Source organism: Aeromonas sp. s3 (assembly GCF_040907805.1).
Lineage (GTDB): Bacteria > Pseudomonadota > Gammaproteobacteria > Enterobacterales > Aeromonadaceae > Aeromonas > Aeromonas dhakensis.
This window is the reverse complement of the sequence record NZ_JBFOCQ010000008.1, coordinates 35,611-60,238: the sequence shown is the minus strand read 5'-3', so window position 1 is coordinate 60,238 and position 24,628 is coordinate 35,611. Positions and strand designations below refer to the sequence as shown.

At 56.2% G+C, this 24,628-nt stretch carries 22 protein-coding genes, 3 tRNA genes and 1 pseudogene; 15 read left to right on the top strand and 11 right to left on the bottom strand.

The window, feature by feature from the left end; genetic code table 11:
• The first annotated feature begins 14 nt into the window (after window positions 1-14).
• The 6 genes from AB5Y98_RS04635 to AB5Y98_RS04610 all read left to right on the top strand — a co-directional run bounded on the left by AB5Y98_RS04635 (window position 15) and on the right by AB5Y98_RS04610 (window position 7,793).
• A complete protein-coding gene (locus tag AB5Y98_RS04635) occupies window positions 15-1,445 on the top strand; it encodes a VasL domain-containing protein (protein WP_368231421.1) in 1,431 nt (476 codons plus the stop codon).
• Window positions 1,446-1,702: 257 nt separating this feature from the next.
• Window positions 1,703-1,990 (top strand): type VI secretion system PAAR protein, encoded by a 288-nt coding sequence (locus AB5Y98_RS04630; protein ID WP_005300007.1) that lies wholly within the window; start codon window positions 1,703-1,705, stop codon window positions 1,988-1,990.
• A 10-nt stretch (window positions 1,991-2,000) separates the two neighbouring features.
• On the top strand, window positions 2,001-4,049 hold the full coding sequence (gene tssI / locus AB5Y98_RS04625) for a type VI secretion system tip protein TssI/VgrG (RefSeq protein ID WP_368231420.1): 2,049 nt from the start codon (window positions 2,001-2,003) through the stop codon (window positions 4,047-4,049).
• Window positions 4,050-4,089: 40 nt separating this feature from the next.
• Entirely contained in the window at window positions 4,090-6,618 is a 2,529-nt protein-coding gene (locus AB5Y98_RS04620) for a pesticin C-terminus-like muramidase (RefSeq protein ID WP_368231419.1), read from the top strand.
• Window positions 6,619-6,620: 2 nt separating this feature from the next.
• Window positions 6,621-7,025 (top strand): lysozyme inhibitor LprI family protein, encoded by a 405-nt coding sequence (locus tag AB5Y98_RS04615; RefSeq protein ID WP_336291858.1) that lies wholly within the window; start codon window positions 6,621-6,623, stop codon window positions 7,023-7,025.
• 369 nt (window positions 7,026-7,394) lie between these two features.
• The gene (locus AB5Y98_RS04610; RefSeq protein WP_368231418.1) at window positions 7,395-7,793 is read left to right on the top strand and encodes a hypothetical protein; all 399 of its coding nucleotides are present in this window, start codon (window positions 7,395-7,397) and stop codon (window positions 7,791-7,793) included.
• A gap of 122 nt (window positions 7,794-7,915) precedes the next feature.
• Here AB5Y98_RS04610 and AB5Y98_RS04605 read toward each other — a convergent pair.
• Window positions 7,916-8,053, bottom strand: a pseudogene (locus AB5Y98_RS04605) (IS5/IS1182 family transposase); the annotation flags it as partial.
• A gap of 48 nt (window positions 8,054-8,101) precedes the next feature.
• On the opposite strand from AB5Y98_RS04605, the gene AB5Y98_RS04600 reads away from it, so the two are divergent.
• Complete coding sequence (locus tag AB5Y98_RS04600) at window positions 8,102-8,590, top strand: hypothetical protein (RefSeq protein WP_368231417.1); 489 nt, start codon at window positions 8,102-8,104, stop codon at window positions 8,588-8,590.
• Between the two features lie 64 nt (window positions 8,591-8,654).
• Here AB5Y98_RS04600 and AB5Y98_RS04595 read toward each other — a convergent pair whose 3' ends face one another.
• The 4 genes from AB5Y98_RS04595 to AB5Y98_RS04580 all read right to left on the bottom strand — a co-directional run bounded on the left by AB5Y98_RS04595 (window position 8,655) and on the right by AB5Y98_RS04580 (window position 9,505).
• Complete coding sequence (locus AB5Y98_RS04595) at window positions 8,655-9,101, bottom strand: hypothetical protein (RefSeq protein ID WP_336291790.1); 447 nt, start codon at window positions 9,099-9,101, stop codon at window positions 8,655-8,657.
• An 89-nt stretch (window positions 9,102-9,190) separates the two neighbouring features.
• Window positions 9,191-9,266: transfer RNA gene (locus AB5Y98_RS04590), tRNA-His, on the bottom strand.
• Window positions 9,267-9,315: 49 nt separating this feature from the next.
• Window positions 9,316-9,392 (bottom strand) — tRNA-Arg (locus AB5Y98_RS04585).
• Window positions 9,393-9,428: 36 nt separating this feature from the next.
• A tRNA-Pro gene (locus tag AB5Y98_RS04580) sits at window positions 9,429-9,505 on the bottom strand.
• A gap of 203 nt (window positions 9,506-9,708) precedes the next feature.
• Between AB5Y98_RS04580 and folD the strand changes: the two genes are divergently transcribed.
• Complete coding sequence (gene folD / locus AB5Y98_RS04575) at window positions 9,709-10,572, top strand: bifunctional methylenetetrahydrofolate dehydrogenase/methenyltetrahydrofolate cyclohydrolase FolD (protein ID WP_005300012.1); 864 nt, start codon at window positions 9,709-9,711, stop codon at window positions 10,570-10,572.
• A 107-nt stretch (window positions 10,573-10,679) separates the two neighbouring features.
• Here the strand turns inward: folD and cspD are convergent, their stop codons facing one another.
• Window positions 10,680-10,898: a cold shock-like protein CspD gene (gene cspD / locus AB5Y98_RS04570; RefSeq protein WP_005300025.1), complete on the bottom strand. Its 219-nt coding sequence runs from the start codon at window positions 10,896-10,898 to the stop codon at window positions 10,680-10,682.
• Between the two features lie 229 nt (window positions 10,899-11,127).
• On the opposite strand from cspD, the gene clpS reads away from it, so the two are divergent.
• Both clpS and clpA read left to right on the top strand, forming a co-directional pair.
• Window positions 11,128-11,445: an ATP-dependent Clp protease adapter ClpS gene (clpS, locus tag AB5Y98_RS04565; RefSeq protein ID WP_005300028.1), complete on the top strand. Its 318-nt coding sequence runs from the start codon at window positions 11,128-11,130 to the stop codon at window positions 11,443-11,445.
• Between the two features lie 59 nt (window positions 11,446-11,504).
• On the top strand, window positions 11,505-13,757 hold the full coding sequence (gene clpA, locus AB5Y98_RS04560) for an ATP-dependent Clp protease ATP-binding subunit ClpA (protein WP_010634216.1): 2,253 nt from the start codon (window positions 11,505-11,507) through the stop codon (window positions 13,755-13,757).
• Between the two features lie 69 nt (window positions 13,758-13,826).
• Here the strand turns inward: clpA and infA are convergent, their stop codons facing one another.
• From infA to aat, 3 genes are all read right to left on the bottom strand, one after another.
• A complete protein-coding gene (gene infA, locus AB5Y98_RS04555; protein WP_005300033.1) occupies window positions 13,827-14,045 on the bottom strand; it encodes a translation initiation factor IF-1 in 219 nt (72 codons plus the stop codon).
• A gap of 68 nt (window positions 14,046-14,113) precedes the next feature.
• Window positions 14,114-14,830, bottom strand: a complete 717-nt coding sequence (locus AB5Y98_RS04550; protein WP_215269375.1) for an arginyltransferase — start codon at window positions 14,828-14,830, stop codon at window positions 14,114-14,116.
• Window positions 14,827-15,534, bottom strand: a complete 708-nt coding sequence (gene aat / locus AB5Y98_RS04545) for a leucyl/phenylalanyl-tRNA--protein transferase (protein WP_368231416.1) — start codon at window positions 15,532-15,534, stop codon at window positions 14,827-14,829. Before aat ends, AB5Y98_RS04550 begins: the two co-directional genes overlap by 4 nt.
• Before the next feature lie 19 nt (window positions 15,535-15,553).
• Between aat and AB5Y98_RS04540 the strand changes: the two genes are divergently transcribed.
• Complete coding sequence (locus tag AB5Y98_RS04540; protein WP_017765515.1) at window positions 15,554-16,024, top strand: glycine zipper 2TM domain-containing protein; 471 nt, start codon at window positions 15,554-15,556, stop codon at window positions 16,022-16,024.
• A 106-nt stretch (window positions 16,025-16,130) separates the two neighbouring features.
• Here AB5Y98_RS04540 and AB5Y98_RS04535 read toward each other — a convergent pair whose 3' ends face one another.
• Together AB5Y98_RS04535 and trxB are read right to left on the bottom strand one after the other, a co-directional pair.
• On the bottom strand, window positions 16,131-17,378 hold the full coding sequence (locus AB5Y98_RS04535) for a diguanylate cyclase (RefSeq protein WP_368231415.1): 1,248 nt from the start codon (window positions 17,376-17,378) through the stop codon (window positions 16,131-16,133).
• Between the two features lie 57 nt (window positions 17,379-17,435).
• Window positions 17,436-18,386: a thioredoxin-disulfide reductase gene (gene trxB, locus AB5Y98_RS04530; protein ID WP_290035900.1), complete on the bottom strand. Its 951-nt coding sequence runs from the start codon at window positions 18,384-18,386 to the stop codon at window positions 17,436-17,438.
• A gap of 909 nt (window positions 18,387-19,295) precedes the next feature.
• Between trxB and lrp the strand changes: the two genes are divergently transcribed.
• The 4 genes from lrp to AB5Y98_RS04510 all read left to right on the top strand — a co-directional run bounded on the left by lrp (window position 19,296) and on the right by AB5Y98_RS04510 (window position 24,617).
• Entirely contained in the window at window positions 19,296-19,787 is a 492-nt protein-coding gene (lrp, locus tag AB5Y98_RS04525) for a leucine-responsive transcriptional regulator Lrp (protein WP_005300047.1), read from the top strand.
• A 201-nt stretch (window positions 19,788-19,988) separates the two neighbouring features.
• Window positions 19,989-22,517, top strand: coding sequence for a DNA translocase FtsK (locus AB5Y98_RS04520; RefSeq protein WP_274437134.1), 2,529 nt, complete (start codon window positions 19,989-19,991; stop codon window positions 22,515-22,517).
• Window positions 22,518-22,594: 77 nt separating this feature from the next.
• Window positions 22,595-23,203: an outer membrane lipoprotein chaperone LolA gene (lolA, locus tag AB5Y98_RS04515; RefSeq protein WP_041202943.1), complete on the top strand. Its 609-nt coding sequence runs from the start codon at window positions 22,595-22,597 to the stop codon at window positions 23,201-23,203.
• Between the two features lie 70 nt (window positions 23,204-23,273).
• The gene (locus AB5Y98_RS04510) at window positions 23,274-24,617 is read left to right on the top strand and encodes a replication-associated recombination protein A (RefSeq protein ID WP_336291788.1); all 1,344 of its coding nucleotides are present in this window, start codon (window positions 23,274-23,276) and stop codon (window positions 24,615-24,617) included.
• The last annotated feature ends 11 nt before the right edge of the window (window positions 24,618-24,628 follow it).

The window sequence follows — 24,628 nt, the reverse complement described above, 5'->3', positions numbered from 1 at the left end:
CGTTGGAAGTCCATATGTCACAGAATCAACAAGGTCAGCAGGCCCTGAAAGTGGGGCGCGACCCCAGGATGTTGCCGGAGTACGAGGCGCTGCGGGCCGAGATCAACAAGCTCAGCCACGCTTCGCGCCCCGAGGTGGACTGGCAGCGGATCCATCAGCTCGCCAGCCTCATCTTCGAAAAACACGGGGTGGATCTGCAGACCGCCATCTACTTCACCCTGGCCCGTTCGCGCCTGCAGGGGCTGAGCGGTTTTACCGAAGGATGCGAGTTTCTCGCCAACCTCATCGTCACCCAGTGGGAGAGCTTCTGGCCGCCGGTCCATCAGGAGCGGGCCCGTATCGAGATGCTCGACTGGTTTATCGCCCGCATCAGCGACGTCATTCGCCAGTACCAGATCAGCCACGAGGACAAGCGGCTGATCTATCGCTGCGAGCGGGCGCTGCAGCTCATCAGCGAGAAGCTGCACAACGCGGATCTGAGCCGCATTCCCCGGGTCGAGAATCTGGTGCACTTCATCGAGGGGTATACCCACCTGTTCGATGAGACCGAGATCGTCATCGTCTCCGACGAGCCGGGCCTCAAGGAGGATCTGCAGATCCCGCCCATGGTGTTCTTCAAGTCCGACATGGAGAGTGATCATGGCGGCACGGTTTCGGCATCTGCCCCGCACCTGCCCCAGGGCAGCATTCTGGTGGGGCGCGAGAAGGGGCAGGTCAAGCCGACCGTGCTGAAGATTGAGCAGCACCGCCGGCAGCGTCCCGCCTGGTTCTGGTTTGGCTGCGGCCTACTCAGCTGCGCCCTGCCGGTGATGGGCTGGCTCGGCTGGCAGCAACACCAGCAGGAGAAAACCGTGGCGGCCCAGCGCCTGGTACAGCCGGCCGCCGAGCTGCCCCGAGCCCTCAGCTACGACGACATTCGCCAGGCACGCATCGTGCTGGGGGAGCAGACCCTGCAGAACATGGAGAGCGATCTGGTGGCCCGCTACCAGAACCAGTTGACCCGGCTCGAGCAGACGTCGCCGCTCTACTGGTATCGCTATGGTGAGGGACTGCGCAACTCGTTACAGATGCTCTATCCCGACTCGCTGGCGGTCAAGGCGCTGGACAAACAGTGGCAGACGCAGCTTGGCAGTCAGCAGGGGGGTGTCATCAGCGTGCCCACCTATCTGGATGCCCGCGCCGGGGTGGATGCCCTGCTTGATCAGCTGCTGGAGCTGGAGCGCCAGCGCAAGACGGTGACCATCTCCTACCTCAAATCCCAGCTCTACGAAGTGCAGAAGAACCTGATGCAGAACATCCCGTTCAGTCTGCGCCTGGATGAACTGGAGGCGAGAAAAGCCTCTCAGGAGCCCATCACGGCAGCGGAGCTCAAGAGCCTGGAAAATGATCTGAAAGCGCTCAACATCCGCCTCTATCAGCTGCAACAGGGCGCTTATGGTAGCTGAAAATGCTGTTGTGAGCAAAGAGTTGCGCAAAATGTGGTGAGTTTGACTGGCAAGGCAAGGTTTGCCGGAAAACTAGCTCTGTCTTGCGCAATGGATTGCAGCAGATTGGTCAGACTCAACGAGCTTGAATCGTAATTGACTGATTTTTAATGTGATTGTGGGCGACCATGCCATGGCATGGAGGCTGCTGGGTCGCCGCTTCAACTGTCTCTGCACCAGGCTGCGCTTGCACCATGGTTGCCCCACGGAGAATCCAGATGTGTCCTTCTATTGCATTGCTCGGTGACATCGGCACCGACCACGAGGGTTTCCACCCATCCCCCGTGATTGCCGCCAGCCCCGATGTGTTCCTCGATGGCAAGCCGGTGGCCCGCCAGGGTGATCCGCTGGCCCCCCACGACAAACCCAACAATCCACCCCATCCACGCAGTATCTCGGGCGGGGTCGGCTCTGTGCTGGTCAACGGCAAGCCCATCGCCGTGACCGGCACCGCAGTCGGCTGCGGCGGCGTGGTGATTGGTTCAGGCAGCGGACAGGCAGGTTAAGGAGCGCTTCATGGCAGACAGCACAGGATTACAATTTACCGTCAAGGTGGGGGCCCTGCCCGAGAGCACCTTCGTGGTGGCCGAGTTTGCGCTGGATGAAGGGCTCAACCGGCCGTTCAACCTGCGCCTGGAGCTGGCGAGTGCCCAGCCCGACATCGACTTTGGAGCCGTGCTGGACCAGCCGTGCGAGCTGTTGGTGTGGTACAACGGCGAGCTGCAGCGGCGGGTGTGCGGGGTGGTGAGTGACTTTGCGCAGGGTGACAGCGGTTTTCGCCGCACCCGCTATCAGCTCATGGTGCAGCCGGCCCTGTGGCGGCTGTCACTTCGCCAGAACTCCCGCATCTTCCAGGCGCAAAAGCCCGATGAAATCCTCAGCATTCTTCTGCAAGAGCACGGCATCACCGACTACGCCTTTGCCCTCAAGAACGAGCACGCCAAGCGGGAATATTGTGTTCAGTACCGGGAAACCGACCTCGATTTCGTGAACCGCCTCGCCGCCGAAGAGGGGATGTTCTACTTCCACGAGTTTGAAGCGGGCAAGCATCGCATCGTCTTTGCCGATGACGCAGCCGCCCTGACCGCTGGCCCCGAGCTCTTCTTCAACCTCGGCAACCGTTCCCTCGAGCAAGGCCCCTATGTGCGCCAGTTCCATTACCGGGAGGCGGTGCGCCCCTCGGATGTGGAGCTCAAAGACTACAGCTTCAAAACCCCGGCCTACGGCCTCTCCCACAAGAAACAGGGCGCAGAGCTCGAACACCAGCGCGATACCTACCAGCACTTCGACTATCCGGGTCGCTACAAGCAGGACGACAGTGGCAAGGCCTTTGCCCAGCACAGGCTCGATGCGCTGCGCAACGATGCGGTAGCCGGTAGTGGCAAGTCCAATAGCTCAGCCCTGCAGCCGGGGCAGACCTTCTCGCTCACCGAACACCCCAATGACAGCCTCAACACCGACTGGCAAATCGTACGCATCCAGCACACCGGCTTGCAGCCACAGGCGCTGGAAGAGGAGGGGGGCAGTGGCCCGACCGTCTACCACAACGAATTCGGGGTGGTGAAAGCGAGTACCACCTGGCGGGCACACATCGGCAGTCCCGAAGCCCCTCACAAGCCCATGGTGGATGGCCCGCAAATCGCCATGGTGGTGGGGCCCGAGGGGGAGGAGATTTATTGCGACGAGCACGGCCGGGTGAAGCTGCAGTTTCCGTGGGACCGCTACGGCAGTTCCAACGACCAGAGCTCCTGCTGGGTGCGGGTGAGCCAGGGCTGGGCCGGTGGCCAGTACGGCATGATGGCCATACCCCGTATCGGCCACGAGGTTATCGTGAGTTTCCTGGAAGGGGACCCGGATCAGCCCATCGTGACTGGTCGCACCTATCACGCCACCAACCGCCCGCCCTACGAGTTGCCGGCCAACAAGACCCGCACCGTGCTGCGTACCGAGACCCACCAGGGGGAGGGCTTCAACGAACTGCGCTTCGAAGACCAGGCGGGGCAGGAAGAGATTTACATCCACGGCCAGAAAGACCTGAACCTGTTGATAGAAAACGACGCCGCCTGGCATATCAAGCACGACGAGTACAGGGACATCGACAATGAGCGGGTGACTCGCATCAAGGCCAACGACCACCTGACGGTGGAGGGTGAGAAGCGCGACCAGATAAAAGCCGACTACTCGCTGACGGTGGATGCCAGTCTGCATCAGAAGCTGGGGCTGTCCCTGCTGGTTGAAGCCGGGCAGGAAGTGCATATCAAGGTGGGCGACAAGCTGGTGCTGGAGGCGGGTTCCGAGATCACCCTCAAGGGCGGCGGCAGCTTTGTGAAAGTGGACCCGAGCGGCATCAAGCTGGTGGGCCCCGCTATCAAACTCAATGCCGGCGGCAGCGCAGGTTCTGGCTCTGGCTGGGGTGGTAAGGCCCCCGTGGTGCCCAAGGGAGTAGAAGTTGTCAAGGCTCCCGAACTGGTTGAACTGGTCAAGGCCATCCCCACCGAGAAGGCGATGGAGGCGCTGCTCAAGGAGCAAGGGCCTGCGCAGACCTTTTTCGTGCCATCCCGCTAGGGGCCATAGTTCGTACGATTACGAGTGAAAAGAAAATAAGATGAAAACCCTATATCCAATGCAAGTGGGAGGCGGTGATGCTCCCAAAGAAGTTGCCTCACTTGAAGAGTTCATCGGCATGCTCAATGGTGAGCCGGGCGGCACTTTCCTGCTCGGCGGCAACCGTATTTGGCATGGCGGCATTCATTTAAGCGACAAGGGCGGTTGGCATCCAGGGGGGGCCGTACGAGCTATTGCTGATGGAGAGATAGTGGCCTACCGCATCGCGTCCGATCCCGTTGCCGTGACGTTGGAGCCGGAAAAGGGAAAGCCTGGTGAGCCAATTACTCTGCATACCTCCCCTTCATTTTGCTTGGTCCGGCATCGCTATGAGGCCACAGAAGAAGTTTCCGGACAGCAGCAGCCAAAGAGCAATACCCTTACCTTCTACTGCCTCTATATGCATATAGCCTGCAAAAACGCTTATCAGGGGGAGCCTGAACGTTATGTGCTGACAGGGAGTGGTGTCGCTATATACAAGGCTACTGCAAGTCTGCAGTTTCAGAAAGAGGATAAGCTCGGTACGGCTCGCAAGGGGGTTGACGTTACCTTGATTGGAGCACCATCGCAGCGGATGAATCTGAATAATGAGCCTTATTCTTACCAGCTAGTCAGATATGCGACTCCAAAGAGCGATGATCCGTCAGAGTTTTATGTAGCTTCACAGTTTATCAAGGAAGAACGCAAGATTGAGCCCAGCTGGATGATGGCCAAGCAAGATATTCCTTGTCTCTATCCTGTCAGTCGCAACAGCTATCTGCGTAAAAGTAAAGATCAGGGTGAAGCTGTAACAGCAGGATTGCCAAAAACGAGCAAAGTAGCACGAACCACAGCTCAGCCCGTCGTATTTTCCAATATGAAGGAGTATCTCGAGATTGAGGTCTGGGAGGTTACGCAAGGCAAACTTACCGATGGTAAAGGGAATGTTGTACCCAATGCCTCGAAAGGTGATCGTTATTGGATTGCCAAAGAGATGTTGGGTCAACCCAGCGATGCCATTCGGCATACCCCCATTGTTTACGACAAAGTGGAACTGCGACATACCAATCCCATCCCTGTCAAGGTCGGTGAGGTGGTTGGACATTGGGGAGAGCATGAGACTCCGAAACTGACGGCCAATGGTTTTGATCTCAATGAGGATCGTAAAGCAATCCATATGGAGATATTTGTCACAGAGAGTGACAAGGATGCTCTTGGTAAATGTATCAGCAATGAAGGGAAGTTGGCCAAGGGACAAGAGTATTTGCTGCTCAAAAATGGGGATCCGGTAGACACCTACAAGTTGACCAAGGAGAATAATAAAATCGGTTACAGCAAGGTGGGAGACTTTGGCCCGCTGGAGGCACCCAAACCGATAAATACTCAAGATATCGTGACCCATGGTGCCGACAAATTTGTGAAGGTGGCCGAAGATCAGTATGTGCTTATTAGTGGTGACACCCGTTTGGTGAGCCAACATGAATGGGCCAGCTTGGGTGTGACACTGGTTGATGGCGGCTCGGATCCCGACGGATTCCTGGACAAGGCTGACACTGACGGCAAGGAGGGGGGAGACTTTTTCAGTACCCTTTACGAAGAGCTGGTGACAGATCGGGATGGCGATGGCAGTATCAGTGCCGATGAAATCCAGGCGGCGATGGCTGAGAAAATGGTTGCAGAAAAAGTGCGAAAGCTGTTTATCAAGCACGAAAGTGAATGGGTAAAGCGCGATACGTGGCCAAGGCTCGAGCAAGAGCTAAAAAACATGCCCAATCTGTATAAATATGTACTGGAAGTGACCAATGACATGGCCTGGATAGAGCAGGCTGCTGAAGTAGTGGGTGATACCAAACCTTGGTTTATTCATCCGGCTGGAATGATGGGGCTGGTGGCTGATCCTGTCTCTGATGATGAAATGGATGAAAAATGGCTCATAGTTACCAAGGGGCAGCTTACATTTGACGCAGAAGGAAATGATGTTGAAAATAGTACTTTCTTCTCAAGAAGAATCCATTGGCCAGGTAATAGTGAGTCTGGTGTAACCATCGGTCGTGGATATGATATTGGAAGTCGCTCAAAAGAAGAAGTATACCGTGATTTATTTGGCTCAGGGGTTCCTGATAATATCGCCTCATTAATATCCGATGGTGCGGGAATAAAAGGGGGGGCTGCATCTAATTTTGTTTTGGCAAATAAAAACTCGACCTTAATAACTAGGAAGTCACAACATCGTTTATTTGAAAAAATATACCCTGATTATGTTCTCAGGGCAAAATCAAACTATGAGCGCTGGACTACAGCTCAAAGTATTAACGATGCTAATATCCCAAGTGTATCTATATCTGATAAAATCAATTGGGAAATCTTAGACGATAAGGTTAAAGATGTTATTGTTGATTTAGTTTATCAGGGTTTTACGAAAGGCCCCAAGCCCATGATCTATGGAATGTTAAATGATAGACAAAAATACGCCGATTACATCAAAAATAACCCCACCTTGAGCCAATATGAACCAGGGCGTAAAAGAGCTAAATATCTAACTGGAGAATAACTGTGAAAAGACTATCTTTTTTCCTATTTTTTATATCATTGAATGTGTTTTCAAGCACAGATAGTAATTGTGATATCTCTGCGCCAGCTACCAATCTTGCTGCTTGTTATGAAAGTAAATCAATACAAGCTGATACTGAGTTAAACAAAATATATAATAATTTAAAGTCTACATTGTCATCTAGTGGTTATGATAAACAATCTAAAGAAAAATACTGGAGTCAACTGGTTCAATCCCAAAGGAATTGGATTAAGCTCAGAGACGCTCAGTGTAACGCAAGGGGGGCTTTCTTTGAAGACAGTTCTATCGCTCAACAGATAGAAATTAAAAAATGCCTTATGAATGTGACAAATGAAAGAGTATTTTTCTTGAATAATGAGATTCAATTCATTCATGATTTACCTTGATAGGCAAGGCTGATGGCCAAGGAAGGCGCTGCATCAGCTTTGTGCCCATCAGATGGTTGTGTAGCATATTAGCTTTTTTACAAAACAGCATATTAGGCAAAAAATATAGAAGGAAGCAGCCTATCCAAATCGCTTCTTTTATTTGGTCGATATTTCTCCAGTAACAAATTCAGTCTAGGCATCCATCATGGGAAGACGTTGATCCAGTAAGTCCGTACGGTGGAAAAATCTGGGACACCCAGGATTTTTGACCCTGCTAGATACTCAACCATTTACTCAGCAGGAGATGAGTAAAAAGTGGTATGGACGGCTTTGTCGAGATTGGCGAGGTTTTGTTGAACAGCGTATTATCACTCTAGAGTAACTTAAATGAATAAATATTTGGCCTTGGTTTTTATTCTGTTGTCTTCTGTCTGCCGTGCTGAAGATATTGGCGTAGACTATCGATGCTTTGTTAGTCCCAATGGTAAAATTAAAATGCGAATGATGTGGGCCTCCACTGTAGGTTGGGTTGGAGGATATGTTCAATATGGGAAAAACAAAGTTAAAATAACTATAGTTCAAGTGAATTATGAAGAAGAGACGAATGATGAAGGTCGACCATATGCTGTTAATAGTGACTGGGTTGAAATAATTGATGGCAAGGTAAATGGACGGTATCACTTTGGTTACCAAGGTGCTAACTTTGACAATGTTTTTTATATAAATGCTAAAGGAAAGAAATTTGATTTTTCTCAGGCATTAGAAAATTATGAGGATTGTTTTTGATTGCGGTGGTTGTGAAATACTGAGGCACCTTATTCTTCGGGTGTACAGATCTAGTTATCACCTGACGGCGTTGTTGCCCAAATCAACCATCAAGTCATCACTTCCCCATCCCCGGGTGACAGCTACACTCGGGGCTTTCTGACTGGCAGGCCCATGATATTCAGTTTGTTTATGGTGCTTACATACGCTATGACTTCCTCCACTTGGCCGTTGTAGTTACGCAGACTAATTTTCCCCGCCAGCAACTGCTTGAACCGATATTACCTAATAGGCATTGATAATAGTGAGTGAAAATTTGTGAGGTCATAATGAGGAAGTATGATTTTTTCATTTTAAATTTAATTTTTCCCACTTTGTTTGTGAATGCAGCTGATCTTATTCAAGGGCCATATAGGATAAGTAATGATACAGCGAGCGTTAAAATTGAGAAAAATGATGACATAAACTGCCCATTATCTATAGTTATATATGATAAATCATCACATTATGAGTTGGATAAAATATGTGAGAACGGCGATTACCCGAATCTCAGGAGCGTTTTTTTCTTTACTCTGAAAGGTGTTAATCATATAGGAACTATAGTTTCATGGCATAATAAGCATCAGGCAGAAGGGATTGATGAGACAAATTTTGAAGTTAAGATTTATAAAAATAACGCTGGTGGAGAATATACTGTTGATAAGGCAAAGACTTTGGATCCAGTTTTAAGTGGCACAGAGGATGGGGCAGGTGATGGAACATATAAGTTTAACAATGCAATATCGGTAAAGAAGTATATGAAAGAAAGATATGGTTAAGAGTTTGGCAAGGTGCGATAGGCATCCAGTGAGAATATGGGGTGCACACCTTTTTCATAGCTGTTTAGCTGCATGTTAAAGAGTATTGCTGGCAGTGGATAAGCTGGTAGTAGCATGCACAAATATAGTTACCATATGACACTGGTCTCAAACCGGTGTCTTGCCTACACCACTCTAAGAGCACACCTTCTTCGGTACCAATTTCAGAGCCTTCTTGAGCATGCAATAAGGGGGCCTGTCCCTCCATCATTAGGCCCTGACAAGACCACTGTTTGTTGTAGTGTTCTAGGTAGTTGTCCAGACCTGTTTGCATCTGCTCCACCGGTTCGTCCGGGTAGTGCTGATCGAGCAGGCGACTTTGCTCGTCATTGAGCACAATCGTTTGTTCTTGGTGGTTTTTCTCGAGGCGCAACAAACGTCGTATCTGGAGTGCAGGTTGTGACGTTGCCATTACGCCACACACACCACCCGTACCGGCACTGATGCCTCCCTTGAGGCCCATTACAGACATTTTGCAGGCAACCATCAGGACGCAGGAATATAGGGTTATTTCTACTGGATTGAAATAGCTAAGATTGGATGTTTTCTGAAAGGAGATAATGGGGTGGCTGATGGGGCTCGAACCCACGACAACCGGAATCACAATCCGGGACTCTACCAACTGAGCTACAGCCACCACTGAAGATAACCATCAATGCCTGCATTGGGGAGATGCATATCATCAATGGCGCGCCCTGCAGGATTCGAACCTGCGACCCACGGCTTAGAAGGCCGTTGCTCTATCCGACTGAGCTAAGGGCGCATTGCCTCGACAAGCCTGGCGGCATGTCGAAAAACCTGGTCGGTGATAAAGGATTCGAACCTTTGACCCTCTGGTCCCAAACCAGATGCGCTACCGGGCTGCGCTAATCACCGAAAATCTCGTCTCCAGCATAGCGACAGCGGCTGTACTGGGCAACGGGCCGGCATCATACCCAAGCGGGAAAGCCAGCGTCAACGAATTTTTCCACCAATGAATTCAAATGCCTACTTATTGCCCTCCATGCGAGAGCCGCTAACACCCGTGGCAAAAAAATGCGACAATGCGCGGCAGTTGAACACATGGTGAGTGAAGAACGATGTCTGCCAAAATCATTGATGGAAAACAGGTTGCGCAAACGATTCGCAATCAGGTCGCAGCGCAAGTCCAACAGCGGTTGGCACAAGGAAAACGGGCGCCGGGCTTGGCGGTGATCTTGGTCGGGGTAGATCCTGCCTCTCAGGTCTATGTCGGCAGCAAGCGGCGTGCCTGTGAAGAGGTGGGCTTTATCTCCCGCTCTTACGATCTGGATGCGACGGCGAGCCAGGAAGAGTTGTTGGCACTAATCGATAAGCTGAATGAAGACGCAGACGTTGACGGTATTCTGGTGCAGCTCCCCTTGCCGGCTCACTGCGATACGACTCAGGTATTGGAGCGTATTCGCCCCGACAAGGATGTGGATGGTTTCCACCCCTACAACGTGGGTCGGCTGGCACAGCGAATTCCGGCACTGCGTCCCTGTACTCCCAAAGGTATCATGACCTTGATTGAAACGACCGGGGTCAAGACACACGGCTTGCATGCGGTGGTGGTCGGTGCGTCCAACATCGTTGGCCGGCCGATGACGCTGGAGCTGCTGCTGGCCGGTTGTACTACCACCACCTGTCACCGTTTCACCCAGGATCTGGAAGAGCAGGTTCGCCGTGCCGACCTGCTGGTGGTCGCCGTTGGCAAACCCAATTTCATCCCGGGTGAGTGGGTCAAGCCGGGGGCACTGGTGATCGATGTGGGTATCAACCGGTTGGCTGATGGATCTCTGGTTGGTGACGTGGAGTTCGAGACGGCCCGCAACCACGCATCCTTCATCACGCCCGTACCGGGTGGGGTGGGCCCCATGACGGTCGCCAGCCTGATGGAAAACACCCTGAGCGCCTGTCAGGACTATCACGACAACGCAAAATGATCTTTGCCTGACCCGCCAGGAGAATGCACTTCTCCTCTAGGATCGCAGCAATAAAAAAACCGGCAAGCCGCAAGGTTGCCGGTTTTTTTATTTATCCAGTTCGACTCTTACATGTTCTGTGCTTCGTTTGGCACAATGACAGAGGCATGATTGCCTTTCGGCCCCTGCTGCAGTTCGAAGTTGACTGCTTGACCTGCTTTCAACGTCTTGTAGCCTTCCATTTGTATCGTGGAGTAGTGGGCGAAAATATCTTCGCCACCTCCTTCCGGACAGATAAACCCAAATCCTTTTGCGTTGTTAAACCACTTGACTGTTCCGGTTGCCATACATCTACATCCTTTTATTGATTACCTTGAAGTCGTTGAGTAACCTGCGCCAGCCCTTTATAACTAGTAACATAGCCCATAGCAGACGGGCGCCGATTAGCAAGTAACCAATCTAGTCTAACTTTTGAGCGAGTCAAGGAGTTGTTAACAACTGATGTGATCTGGTTAACAAGTCTATTGACCAATCTTGTGTTAGGCGGTAGTAATCTAGAGGTACCAAAGCGCGACTATGAGCAAGCAGAAAGAACTCTTTGCTAATGAAGAGATTGCAGAGGCAGAGAAAACCAAGCTGCAACCGCCACCCATGTACAAGGTCGTCCTGAACAACGACGACTACACACCGATGGAGTTCGTGGTGGAGGTGCTGCAAAAGTTCTTTGGTATGGATTTGGACAAGGCCACTCAGGTGATGCTGAGCGTGCATTATAGTGGTAAGGGAGTCTGTGGCACATTCACCGCCGAGATTGCCGAAACCAAAGTGGTCCAGGTCAACACCTATGCACGTAACAACGAACATCCACTGCTCTGTACCATGGAAAAGGCTTGAATCTGATGACTTGATGGCGATGACGACACCACATTGTTGCTGTACTAGGGGAGGTGCCTATGTTGAATAAAGATCTAGAAAAGACGCTGAACGAGGCTTTTAAACTGGCCCGTGACGAGCGCCACGAATTCATGACCGTCGAGCACCTGTTGTTAGCCCTGCTGGATAACAGCTCAGCCAATGAGGCGCTGAGTTCTTGTGGTGCTGACGTGGAGCAGATGCGCAAAGAGATCAGCGCATTCATCAGTCAAACAACCCCGCTTATTCCCCGTGATGATGAAGACCGCGAGACCCAGCCCACACTGGGCTTCCAGCGGGTGCTGCAGCGCGCCGTGTTTCACGTTCAGTCCTCCGGCAACACCGAGGTCAGTGGAGCCAACGTGCTGGTTGCCATCTTCAGCGAGCAGGAGTCCCAGGCTGCTTACTTCCTGAAAAAGGCCGAGATCAGCCGGCTGGATGTGGTCAACTTCCTCTCCCATGGGGTACGTAAAGACAGCAAACCGGACAACAGCAGCAACAACGTCGAGTCTGACGATGAGGTCTCTGCTGCCCAGATTGAGAGCTTTGCCACCAACCTCAATCAGCTGGTACTGGAAGGGCGTATCGATCCGCTCATCGGGCGCGATCAGGAGCTCAACCGCACCATTCAGGTGCTCTGCCGCCGTCGCAAGAACAACCCCTTGCTGGTGGGCGAAGCGGGGGTGGGCAAGACAGCCATCGCTGAAGGGCTGGCCTACCGTATCGTCAAGGGTGATGTACCCGAGGTGATTGCGGGCAGTACCATCTACTCCCTGGATATGGGGTCGCTGCTGGCAGGGACCAAATATCGCGGTGACTTCGAGAAGCGCCTCAAGGTGCTGCTCAAGCAGATCGAGCGTCAGGAAGGGGCCATCCTCTTTATCGACGAGATCCACACCATCATTGGGGCAGGGGCTGCCTCCGGTGGTCAGCTGGATGCGGCCAACCTCATCAAGCCACTGCTCTCCAATGGCTTGCTGCGCTGCGTCGGCTCTACCACCTACCAGGAATACTCCCAGATCTTTGAAAAAGACCGCGCCCTGGCGCGTCGCTTCCAGAAGATCGACATCGTCGAGCCCAGCGTGGATGACACTACCCGCATCCTGATGGGCCTCAAGAGCCGCTATGAGGCGCACCACGGGGTACGTTACACCGTCAAGGCCATCCGTGCCGCGGTGGAGCTTTCCGCCAAGTACATCAATGACCGCCATCTGCCGGACAAGGCGATCGACGTGATCGATGAGGCCGGCGCGGGTCAACGCTTGCTGCCGGTGAGCAAGCGCAAGAAAGTGATCAATGTGCAGGAGATCGAAACCATCGTCGCCAAGATTGCCCGCATCCCGGAGAAATCAGTCTCCTCTTCCGACAAGGAAGTGCTGAAGAATCTGGAGCGCAATCTCAAGATGGTGGTCTTTGGCCAGGACAAGGCCATCGAGGTGCTGACAGACTCCATTCGCCTCTCCCGCTCGGGGCTAGGTAATGAGCGTCGCCCAGTGGGCTGCTTCCTGTTTGCCGGCCCGACCGGGGTAGGCAAGACCGAAGTCACCCAGCAGCTCGGCAAGGCGCTTGGCGTCGAGGTGCTGCGCTTTGATATGTCCGAGTACATGGAGCGCCACACCGTCTCTCGTCTGATCGGGGCGCCTCCCGGTTATGTGGGATTTGAGCAGGGGGGTCTGCTGACCGACTCTGTCCTCAAGCATCCGCACTCAGTGGTACTGCTGGACGAGATCGAAAAAGCGCATCCGGACGTGTTCAACCTGCTGCTGCAGGTGATGGACAACGGCACTCTGACTGACAACAACGGGCGCAAGGCGGATTTTCGCAACGTGATCCTGGTGATGACCACCAACGCAGGGGTACAGGAGACCCAGCGCAAGTCCATCGGCTTCCAGCAGCAGGATATGAGCCACGATGCCATGGCGGTGATCAACAAGACGTTCAGTCCGGAGTTTCGCAACCGGCTTGATCACATCATCTGGTTCAACCATCTGGACATGCAGATCATCCATCAGGTGGTCGACAAGTTCATCGTCGAGTTGCAGGTACAGCTGGATGCGAAAGGGGTATCCCTTGAAGTGTCCGAGGGTGTCCGCCACTGGTTGGCCGAGAAAGGGTATGACAGGGCCATGGGGGCAAGACCCATGGGACGGGTCATCCAGGAACACCTCAAGAAACCCCTGGCCAACGAGATCCTGTTCGGGGCGCTGGTCGATGGGGGGGTTGTGAAGGTTGAGTTGATAAACGACAGCCTCAGCTTTGACTATCAGGTCAATGTTGAAGCCGTTTCCCACTAAGCATTGAACAGTTGAAAGACCACAAAAAACCCCAACCGAAAGGTTGGGGTTTTTTGCTGAATTCCTGGCTTAGCGAGAGCGGAAAACAATACGTCCCTTGGAGAGATCGTACGGAGTCAGAGCTACCGTTACTTTGTCTCCAGTCAGGATACGGATGTAGTTTTTGCGCATCTTGCCGGAAATATGAGCGATAACCACGTGACCATTTTCCAGTTCCACACGGAACATGGTATTGGGCAGGGTTTCGAGAATAGTGCCCTGCATCTCAATACTGTCTTCTTTAGCCATTGAATCCTCTTGATAAGCCACAACAAAAATCCGCTGGATCATGCCGGATTTAAGGCTATGTGTAAAGTTTACTCGGGCTTGCTGTCGATATTTTTCCATTCTCCCTGTATCAGGCGCTCATGAGGCAGGTACTGGCTCTTGTAATTCATCTTGCGGCACTCCTCCACCAGGTAGCCCAGATACAGCCAGTTGCGGCCGGTACGCCTGGCCAGTTCCAACTGGCTCAGAATGGCAAAGGTACCGAGTGAGCGATCGGCATGGGCCGGGTCGAAGAAGGTGTACATGGCGCTGAGGGAATGGGGCAGCAGATCCGTAGTGGCGACCCCGATCAGCCGGTTATCCTTGCGCATTTCCAGATAGAGGGGCGGCATCCAGTCACAGTGCAGGAAGCCCTTGTACTGGGTGCGGCTGGGGGGATACATGCTGCCGTCATGGTGGCGTTCGCGAATGTAGCGCTCATAGAGCTGATAGTATTCGGGCTTGTCGTCGTAACTCAGCACCAGCTCGATATCCCGGTTGAGCTGGCGGATCCGCTTCTGGCTGCGGCTGGGCACGAAGCGTTCGCTGTGGATGCGCAGTGACTGGCAGGCATTGCAGGCCGGGCAGTGGGGGCGATAGATGTCGTTGCCACTGCGGCGGAAGCCGGCCGTCAGCAGGCGCTCGTAACCGCTGGCGTTGAGCAGGCTGTGATCCATCAATACCAGCAGCTGTTCCTGTTCATGACCCAGATAGCTGCATTGATGCTTGGGGGTCAGTCCTACCTTGAGGATCACTTCTTCGGTCATAGTGTCATGCTCCCCGCCTGCCAGCAGCCGGCCGCCAGTGGTTGCCGACTCAGCTGGGTCAGCGTCGTCAGGAATTTGCTTCTCGGCCACTCCTCTATTCCCATGGTGGCCAGAAAGTCGTTCTGCATCTGGCAATCGATCAGGGCCCCGTCATGCCGGGCAAAGTGCTGGCAGAGGGCTACCATGGCCAGCTTGGCGCCGTTGTCGATGCGACTGAACATGGACTCGCCACAGAACACCCGGCCGAGGGAGAGACCGTAGAGGCCGGCCTGCAGCTGACCATCCTGCCAGATCTCGATGGAGTGGGCATGGCCAAGGTGGTGCAGCTGTCGATAGGCGTCGATCATGGGTGTGCTTATCCAGGTTCCACTGGCACTGCGACGGGGGGCGGCGCAGGCCGCTATCACCTCATTAAAGGCGCGATCGATGGAAATATCGAATGGGGTACGGCGGATAAATTTGCGCAGGCTGCGGCCGATGTGCAGTTGCGTCGGCAGCACTACGCCTCTGGGATCGGGTGACCACCACAGCAGCGGCTGGTGGGGTTCGTTCCACGGGAAGATCCCCTTGTGGTAAGCTGCCAGCAAACGGGCGGGGGAGAGATCGCCACCGATCGCCAGCAGGCCGTTGGGTTCATCCAGGGCGTGCTCGGGGTCGGGAAACCAGCACAGCTCATCATCCAATTGGGTAAGATAGCGAGACATAAGGCAACGAGGTTCATAGATGAAGGCCATTATCCTGATAGTATCCAGCTTGTTCTGCTTTGTCACTGCGCCCGCCTGGGCCCAGGTCTACGAGCGCAATACCGCCAGGCCCGTGAATCAGGTGGTGTTTGGTCAGGTTGAAACGGTGCGCAACATCACCCAGCGTCAGATTCTGGAATCCGAGCGTTCAGGCTGGAAAACCCTGGGCGGCGCCGTGCTGGGTGGCCTGCTTGGCAACCAGTTCGGTGGCGGCCATGGTCGAGAAATCGCCACTGCCGTCGGGGCTCTGGCGGGCGCCGCTGCGGCGCAGCAGTATCAATCCGGCGGCACAGTGGTGGAGAACAAGCTGGTGGAACTGCTCATTCGCAACGAACAGAACGGACTGATCAACGTCATTCAGGATTACGATCCGGCCATGGTATTCATGAACGGTGACAAGGTGCGCATCCTCTATTTCGACGATGGCGTGCGGGTCGACAAGACCTACTGAGCAGGGCTGTGGCATGACGGGAGGTAACAGGAGGGGAACCCGACGTGTGCCCGGGGAGGGGCTGCGGTCGGGCGGTACTACACGACGAGCATCCGGGATGGTGCGATCAGGCCGCTGAGCCTTGAGATACTATCTTGTCACGACCGGTGTTCTTGGCCTGATAGAGCAGGCGATCCGCTTCGCTCAATGCCTCGTCCATGGAGACGCGCCCGACCTGGATCACCCCGAAACTGGCGCGAACGAACAGCGGCGTTTCCCGTGACAGCGGTTGCTGGCGCATCTGCTGGCGCAACCCTTCCAGCCGCTTGAGCAGCACGGGCACGGTGCAGTGAGGCACCATCAGGGCAAACTCCTCGCCGCCAAAGCGGGCGATCATGGCATCGGGGAAGAACTGGGTGAGCAGACGGGTGAGGTGACACAACAGCTGATCGCCGATGGCGTGACCCCAGTGATCGTTGACCTGCTTGAAGTGATCTACATCGAGCACGCACAGTGCAAGCGGCGTCTCCTGGCGCTGGTGTTCCTCGAACCATTTTTGACCCTCGTTGAACCAGTAGCGCCGGTTGTAGAGCCCGGTCAGGTAGTCACGATTGGCCGACTCCTGGATGCTGTTGAACTGTTCCAGCGCCTCCAGATTGTGGCTGACCCGGCACTGCAGCTCTTCCGGCTCGAACGGCTGGTTGAGGAAGTCGTTGGCACCCTGTTTGAGGTAGCGGGCGGAGAGGCCGCGTTTGTCCGACACCGAGATCCCGATGATGGCGAGCTGCTGCTTGCTGTAGCGCTCGCGCAACATACGTACCAGGCTGATCCCGTCAATTTCTGGCATATAGTAGTCGACCAGTACCAGCCGGATGGCCGGGTTCTGCTCGAGCTGGGCCAGTGCTTCACGGGCGTGGCTCGCCTCGTACACCTGCAGCAGTTGCTTGCGCAGCTGGGCCATGGTGCGGTGGCGGGAGGTACGGGAATCATCGACCACCAGCACTTCGATGCGCTGGTTGAGGTAGAGGCGATGGACCAGGCTGACGGCATACTGCAGGGAGTGACGTGAATCTTTCATCACATAATCGAGCACCCCGGCCTCAAGCCAGGCTTCTCGTTTCTCCTCGCTGATGTCGGCGGTGAGGATCACCACCGGCAGGCCGCGCTCCAGCAATACCTTGACCGCTTCTCCGCTGGGGGCATCCGGCAAGGTGAGATCCACCAGGGCAACCACATACTCTTCTCCCCGACAGTGTCGGGCCCCTTCCAGGGTTTCGAACGCATCGATTTCCAGCCCGGTTTGCTGGGCAATGGCCTGGATCAGCATGCGACGAATAGTCAGACTATCCTCGACAATCAATATTTTCTGTTTCATCCGGCTCCTTAAAGCAAAAAGGCATGCCTTGCGGCATGCCTTTTATATCCCTTGTGCTTATTGCGCGTCCAGATAACGCTCTGCATCGAGGGCGGCCATACAGCCAGTACCGGCGGAGGTGATGGCTTGACGGTAGGTGTGGTCAGCCACGTCACCGGCGGCAAAAACCCCTTCGATGCTGGTCTGGGTGGCAAAGCCGTCGAGGCCGCCACGCACCTTCAGATAGCCGTTCTGCATCTCCAGCTGGCCGTCGAAGATCTGGGTGTTGGGCTGGTGACCGATGGCGATGAAGACCCCCATCAGCGGCAGATCCTGGGTGGTATTGTTCTGGGTGTTGCGCAGGCGCACACCGGTCACCCCCATGTCGTCACCCAGCACTTCGTCCAGGGTCTGGTGGGTGTGCAGCACGATGTTGCCGCTGGCAACCTTGTCGTGCAGGCGCTTGATCAGGATCTTCTCGGCGCGGAACTCGTCGCGGCGATGGATCAGGTGCACCTTCTTGGCGATGTTGGCCAGATAGAGTGCCTCTTCCACGGCGGTGTTGCCGCCGCCGACCACGGCCACCTCCTGGTTGCGATAGAAGAAGCCGTCACAGGTGGCGCAGGCGGAGACGCCACGGCCCTTGAAGGCCTCTTCGGAAGGCAGGCCCAAGTACTTGGCGGAGGCGCCGGTCGCGATGATCAGCGCATCACAGGTGTATTCGCCGTTGTCTCCCTTGAGGCGGAACGGACGCTGGGTCAGCTCCACTTCATTGATGTGATCGAACAGGATGCGGGTATCGAACTTCTCCGCATGCTCTTTCATGCGCTCCATCAGGGCCGGACCGGTCAGACCCTCGGGGTCACCGGGCCAGTTCTCCACTTCGGTGGTGGTAGTCAGCTGACCGCCTTGCTGCATGCCGGTGATGAGCAGCGGATTGAGGTTGGCACGGGCGGCGTAGACAGCCGCGGTGTAACCAGCCGGGCCGGAGCCCAGGATCAGCAGTTTGCTATGAGTGACTTGGCTCATGATGTGATTTCCGAGACGTGATGAGTTTGCGCGATTGTAGGTAATTCGTGATATGGGGTCAAAGGCCAGTGCGTCGATTGCATCAATCGGCCTCAAGGCCCTTCATGAAGGGGAAGCGCTCTCTTGTCACGGGTTGTTTGCCACGGGTTGTCCCTGGCGGTCGTCATGGGCCCGGGCGAGCTGTACCTGGTGGCCCCACAGCCGACAACAAGGGGAGTGGTGCTTGAGCGCATTGATTGCCGGCACAAGTGAACCGGACCCCGCTCAGATGGAGACAAGCTCGCCAGGATTGACAGCTTCTGGCGCAATGGTGCCCGCCGTGGGTGGGACTATCCGGCTTCTATGGGGCTCACCAGGAGGCCCTGTTGTCAGCGAGGGTCGCTTCGGCGGTGCTGCTTGGGGGACGAGCCTGGGCTCTCTTGCCGAAGAAACGCCCTCGTTATGGCACGTCGGATGCAAACACGCTGGGGTGGTGAGGTGCATATCTATAGAAAGGAGGGAAACACGAGAGGGTGACTGCCGGCTTGGCGGCCTTGGCTGATCGTTGTGGTGACTCTGCCCGGGCGAAAAGTTCGGCAACACAGGACAAAATAGCAGCAGTGGCAGCGTGATAATCTGCATTGGCAAACTCATTGCCGCTTCCTGCGCCGCTTTGGGCGAAAACGGTATGGTTTCGTGCTGTTAGTTAACGTACACTGGCCAGAACCATGCCTAAGCGGTATTCATGGTTTTTTATTTCTTCAGGTACACCGATAATCATGCTATCCCTCGACTATCGATTGGTGTTTTGTGTTGCGTTCGTTTTCCGCAACATTTGCGCCTAGCATATTCAGGTATTGACAGGATTTGTGACCATAATTATAAAATGACTGGTGATTCTTACCAAAAAATAGCCAAAGGATGGAATAAATGATGGAAGCTAAGAGTCGGCTAAAGGATTTGGACAGGATTGACCGCAACATTCTGAATGAGCTGCAAAAGGATGGCAGAATTTCGAACGTTGAGTTGTCCAAACGTGTTGGCCTGAGTCCCACACCGTGTCTGGAACGGGTTCGTCGCCTTGAGCGACAAGGGTATATCGAAGGATATGCCGCCATTCTGAACCCTCATTATCTGGATGCGTCTCTGCTGGTATTCGTGGAAATCACCCTCAATCGCGGTGCCCCGGATGTATTTGAACAGTTCAACAAGGCTGTTCAGGTGCTCGAAGAGATCCAGGAGTGCCATCTGGTCTCCGGCGATTTCGACTATCTGCTCAAGACCCGAGTCAGCGACATGTCGGCCTACCGCCGCCTGCTGGGGGAAACCCTGCTGCGTCTGCCCGGTGTCAACGACACCCGCACCTACGTGGTGATGGAAGAGGTCAAACAGAGCAGTCGGCTGGTGATCAGCACCCGTTGAGTTGGGTTATGCTGTGGCTTGCCAGCCTTGCGACAAGTCACGACATTCAGAAACGAGCGGCCGGTCCGCTCGTTTCTTCTTATCGTGCCGGTTGTGAATACGGTCGGCACATCGGGCACTGGCTGACAACCGGTGGGCTTTTCAGTGATACTAGGCCCCCTTATCCCCCTGCATTACATGTTTTCAGAAAGGAGCCGGAGTTTGGCCGATAAAAAGCTGTTTACTCCTTTATCAGGTACACAACGGATCTTCGAAGCCGTCTTGATCGCCATCACCCTGATGGCTGCCTATCTCTTGCTTGCCCTGTTGTCCTACCACCCCGCCGATCCCGGTTGGTCCCAGACCTCCTGGCAAGGGGAGGTGAAGAACCTCGCCGGCAGCGCGGGGGCCTGGCTCGCCGATATCACCATGTTTACCTTCGGGGCTTTCTCCTACCTGGTGCCCCCCTTGGTCGTGCTGCTTGGCTGGAGCCTGTTTTGGCGCCCGAGCCGCTTGCTCGATGTGGACTACCTTACCCTGTCGGTGCGCATCGTCGGTTTCATCCTGACCGTGCTCGGCATGTCCGCCATCGCCAGCATGAACTTCAACGATCTGCAGAATTTCTCCGCCGGCGGCCTGGTGGGGGACGTCATCTCCTCCGCCGTGGTGCCGCTGTTTGGCGGCGTCGGGGCCAACCTGTTGCTGCTTTGCTTCGTGGCCACCGGCATCACCCTGTTTACCGGCTGGTCCTGGCTCACCATCGTCGAGCGGATCGGCGCCGCCTGCACCGGCTCGGTCAGCGCCGTTTATCACTTTCCTGCCACCCTGGGCCGCTGGCTCACCGGTGGCTGGCGCCAGCCCCGTTACGAGGGGCCGGATCCCCTGCTGGAAGGAGGCGTAGGTGCCATCGAGCTGGGTGACGACGAGGAGGATGAGCCGCACACCGGCTGGACCCGTCGTCCCAAGGAGAAGGTGGCCGCCAAGGGCCAGAAGGCCAAGTCCGAGGAGTGGCTGCCCGAGCTCGACGAGGATACCTTCCAGTTCGATCCGCAGTTTGACGACGACGATGATGACGCGCCTGCGCCGGTTACCCGCACCAAGCGGGCCGCCGCGGCCGCCGCCCGTCGTCAGCCCGCGCTGGTGACGGCCGATGACGAGGACGATGATCTCGACTTGCCCTGGGCTGAAGGGGATGAGGAGGCGCCGGCACCGGCTGCCCCAACTCCTGGCAAGCCCAAGCGCCGTCTGCAACCAGGGCTGCCCCCCTTGCCGAGCATCGAGCTGCTGGACCGTCCGCCCGCCAAGACCCAGATGATGAGCAAGGACGAGCTGGAGCGCATGGGCCGGCTGGTGGAGGCGAAACTCGCCGACTACAACGTGCAGGCCAAGGTGGTGGGCGTCTATCCGGGCCCCGTCATCACCCGCTTCGAGCTGGATCTGGCTCCCGGCATGAAGGCGAGCAAGATCACCAACCTCTCCCGCGACTTGGCCCGTTCTCTGTCGGCCAGCAGCGTGCGGGTGGTGGAGGTGATCCCGGGCAAGACTTATGTGGGGATCGAGCTGCCCAACCGGGTGCGTCAGACCGTCTACCTGCGCGAGACCCTTGACTGCGAGGCGTTCTCGGGCAGCCGCAACCCGCTCACCATGGGCCTGGGTCAGGACATCGCCGGCGAACCCGTGGTGGTGAACCTCGCCAAGATGCCCCACCTGCTGGTGGCCGGTACCACCGGCTCCGGTAAGTCGGTGGGGGTGAACACCATGATCATCTCCATGCTCTACAAGTCGACGCCGGACGATCTGCGCTTCATCATGATCGACCCCAAGATGCTGGAGCTGTCGGTCTACGAAGGGATCCCCCATCTGCTGACCGAGGTGGTGACCGACATGAAGGACGCCGCCAACGCCCTGCGCTGGTGCGTGGGCGAGATGGAGCGTCGCTACAAGCTGATGTCGGCGGTCGGGGTGCGCAACCTCAAGGGCTACAACGACAAGGTGCTGGCAGCCATCGAGGAGGGCGACCCTCTGCTGGATCCGCTGTGGCGTCCGGGCGACTCCATGGATCAGATGCCGCCTGAGCTGGAAAAACTGCCCCATATCGTGGTGGTGGTGGACGAGTTTGCCGACATGATGATGATCGTCGGCAAGAAGGTGGAGGAGCTCATCGCCCGTATCGCCCAGAAGGCGCGGGCGGCCGGTATTCACCTCATTCTCGCGACCCAGCGTCCGTCGGTGGATGTCATTACCGGTCTTATCAAGGCCAACATCCCGACCCGTATCTCGTTCCAGGTGTCGAGCAAGATCGACTCCCGTACCATCATCGACCAGGGCGGTGCAGAATCCCTGCTCGGCATGGGCGACATGCTCTACATGCCGGCCGGTACCTCCAACCCGACCCGGGTGCACGGTGCCTTCGTCGATGACCACGAGGTACACAAGGTGGTGGCGGACTGGAAACTACGCGGCGAGCCGAACTACATCGAGGAGATCCTCTCCGGTGAGTCGGGCGGCGAGGGCGGCAGCGGCGAATATGGCGGTGGTGACGACGAAGAGCTCGACCCCCTGTTCGACGAGGCGGTGGCCTTCGTGGTGGAGTCGCGCCGCGGTTCCACCTCCAGCGTGCAGCGCAAGTTCAAGATTGGTTACAACCGGGCGGCCCGTCTCATCGAGCAGATGGAAAACCAGGGCATCGTCAGCGCCCCGGGCGGCAATGGTCAGCGCGACGTGCTGGCCCCGCCGCCGGTGCGGGACTAAGGCTCACCCCTCTATCATCCTGGCCATGCCCTCTGCGGGCGTGGCCTTTTATCGAGATAGCCGTTATGAAAAGAGTGATGAAAAAACAACTGTTGATGGGCACAGTGCTGCTGGTGGCCAGCAGCCAGGCGTGGGCCGATGCGGCCAGCGATCTCAAGCAGAAACTGGCGGGGGTGAGCCTCTTCTCGGCCAAGTTTGCCCAGGTGGTCTATGACAGCAAGGGCAAGGAGCTGCAGCGTGCCGGCGGCACCCTGCTGGTGCAGCGTCCCAACCGTTTCAACTGGCATACCACCACGCCGGACGAGAGCCTGATCGTGGCCGATGGCAAGGATGTCTGGATCTACGATCCCTTCGTCGAGCAGGTGACGGCGCTCAAGCTCAAGGATGCGGTGCTCAACACCCCCTTCGTGCTGATCGCCGGCAACGACGATGCGCTCTGGAAGAACTACGACGTGACCCAGCAGGGGGACGTCTACACCGTCACCAGCCGCAGTCAGGATGAGCTGATCGCCTCCTTTCGCATCACCTTCGACCGCCAGAACAACATCAACCGCTTCGACGTGAAAGAGGCCCAGGGGCAGTGGAGCGAGTTCACCCTGAGCAACTTCAACCGCAAGCCGGCGCTCAAGGGCAACGAATTTGTCTTCAAGACGCCTGCGGGGGTCGCACTGGACGATCAGCGCTGATGCGCAAGCAGGCGCTGGCTTTATTGGCAGGCCGCCCGGCAACGGCGGCCTGCACCCTTCCTGACGGTCAATGCAGATGAGCAATTTATCGCTGGATTTCTCGTCGGACTTTCGTCCGCTGGCGGCCCGGATGCGGCCGCAAACCCTCGAGCAGTACATAGGTCAGCAACATATCCTCGGGCCCGACAAACCCCTGCGCAAGGCGATCCTGGCGGGTCACTGCCACTCCATGATCTTGTGGGGGCCACCCGGCACCGGCAAGACCACGCTGGCAGAACTGGTTGCCCACTACTGCCAGGCCGAGGTGGAGCGGCTCTCGGCGGTGACCTCCGGCATCAAGGAGATCCGCGCCGCCATCGACAAGGCCAAGGAGAACAGCTGGCGCGGGGTGCGCACCATCCTGTTTGTGGACGAGGTGCACCGCTTCAACAAGAGCCAGCAGGATGTGTTCCTGCCCCACATCGAAGACGGCACCATCACCTTCATCGGTGCCACCACCGAGAACCCCTCGTTCGAACTCAACAACGCGCTGCTCTCCCGGGCCCGGGTCTATCTGCTCAAACGGCTGGAAGAGCTGGATATCCTCGCCATGATCGATCAGGCGCTGCAGGACCCCCGTGGCCTCAATGACCCTAGCCTCGCCTTCGCCCCCGGGGTGAAGGAGGCGCTGGCGAAAGCCGTGGACGGGGATGGGCGCAAGTCCCTCAACTATCTGGAGCTGTTGGCCGACATGGCCGAAACCGACAGTGCCGGGGCGCGGGTGATCGACAGCAGCCTGCTCGCCGCCGTGGTGGGGGAGCACGTGGCGCGCTTCGACAAGGGGGGCGATCACTTCTACGACCTCATCTCGGCGGTACACAAGTCCATTCGCGGCTCGGCGCCGGATGCGGCGCTCTATTGGTATGCCCGCATGGTGAGCGCCGGTTGCGATCCGCTCTATATTGCGCGCCGGCTGCTGGCGATTGCCTCAGAGGATGTGGGCAACGCCGATCCCCGTGCCATGCAGGTGGCGCTCTCGGCCTGGGACTGTTTCCATCGCATCGGCCCGGCGGAAGGGGAGCGGGCCATCGCCCAAGCGATCGTCTACCTTGCCTGCGCCCCCAAGAGCAATGCGGTCTACACCGCCTGGAAGGCGGCGCTTCATGATGCCAAAAACCTGCCGGACTTCGAGGTGCCGCCGCACCTGCGCAACGCGCCGACCAGGCTGATGAGCGAGCTGGGCTACGGCGCCGAGTATCGCTATGCCCACGACGAGCCGGGCGCCTATGCCGCTGGCGAGCAGTACTTCCCGCCTGAGCTGGCTGGCAAGCAGTACTATCAGCCCACCGATCGCGGCCTTGAGAAGCAGATCGGCCAGAAGCTCGACTACCTGCACGAACTGGACAAGCAGAGCCCGCGTCAGCGGGAGAAATAACCGGTCGGGGC

Excerpts from the sequence above, each read along its gene's own strand:
- AB5Y98_RS04635 (WP_368231421.1), top strand. The coding sequence starts at position 15 with ATGTCACAGAATCAACAAGGTCAGCAGGCCCTGAAAGTGGGGCGCGAC.
- AB5Y98_RS04630 (WP_005300007.1), top strand. The coding sequence starts at position 1,703 with ATGTGTCCTTCTATTGCATTGCTCGGTGACATCGGCACCGACCACGAG.
- tssI (WP_368231420.1), top strand. The coding sequence starts at position 2,001 with ATGGCAGACAGCACAGGATTACAATTTACCGTCAAGGTGGGGGCCCTG.
- AB5Y98_RS04620 (WP_368231419.1), top strand. The coding sequence starts at position 4,090 with ATGAAAACCCTATATCCAATGCAAGTGGGAGGCGGTGATGCTCCCAAA.
- AB5Y98_RS04610 (WP_368231418.1), top strand. The coding sequence starts at position 7,395 with ATGAATAAATATTTGGCCTTGGTTTTTATTCTGTTGTCTTCTGTCTGC.
- AB5Y98_RS04600 (WP_368231417.1), top strand. The coding sequence starts at position 8,102 with ATGAGGAAGTATGATTTTTTCATTTTAAATTTAATTTTTCCCACTTTG.
- AB5Y98_RS04595 (WP_336291790.1), bottom strand. The coding sequence starts at position 9,101 with ATGTCTGTAATGGGCCTCAAGGGAGGCATCAGTGCCGGTACGGGTGGT.
- folD (WP_005300012.1), top strand. The coding sequence starts at position 9,709 with ATGTCTGCCAAAATCATTGATGGAAAACAGGTTGCGCAAACGATTCGC.
- cspD (WP_005300025.1), bottom strand. The coding sequence starts at position 10,898 with ATGGCAACCGGAACAGTCAAGTGGTTTAACAACGCAAAAGGATTTGGG.
- clpS (WP_005300028.1), top strand. The coding sequence starts at position 11,128 with ATGAGCAAGCAGAAAGAACTCTTTGCTAATGAAGAGATTGCAGAGGCA.
- clpA (WP_010634216.1), top strand. The coding sequence starts at position 11,505 with ATGTTGAATAAAGATCTAGAAAAGACGCTGAACGAGGCTTTTAAACTG.
- infA (WP_005300033.1), bottom strand. The coding sequence starts at position 14,045 with ATGGCTAAAGAAGACAGTATTGAGATGCAGGGCACTATTCTCGAAACC.
- AB5Y98_RS04550 (WP_215269375.1), bottom strand. The coding sequence starts at position 14,830 with ATGACCGAAGAAGTGATCCTCAAGGTAGGACTGACCCCCAAGCATCAA.
- aat (WP_368231416.1), bottom strand. The coding sequence starts at position 15,534 with ATGTCTCGCTATCTTACCCAATTGGATGATGAGCTGTGCTGGTTTCCC.
- AB5Y98_RS04540 (WP_017765515.1), top strand. The coding sequence starts at position 15,554 with ATGAAGGCCATTATCCTGATAGTATCCAGCTTGTTCTGCTTTGTCACT.
- AB5Y98_RS04535 (WP_368231415.1), bottom strand. The coding sequence starts at position 17,378 with ATGAAACAGAAAATATTGATTGTCGAGGATAGTCTGACTATTCGTCGC.
- trxB (WP_290035900.1), bottom strand. The coding sequence starts at position 18,386 with ATGAGCCAAGTCACTCATAGCAAACTGCTGATCCTGGGCTCCGGCCCG.
- lrp (WP_005300047.1), top strand. The coding sequence starts at position 19,296 with ATGATGGAAGCTAAGAGTCGGCTAAAGGATTTGGACAGGATTGACCGC.
- lolA (WP_041202943.1), top strand. The coding sequence starts at position 22,595 with ATGAAAAAACAACTGTTGATGGGCACAGTGCTGCTGGTGGCCAGCAGC.
- AB5Y98_RS04510 (WP_336291788.1), top strand. The coding sequence starts at position 23,274 with ATGCAGATGAGCAATTTATCGCTGGATTTCTCGTCGGACTTTCGTCCG.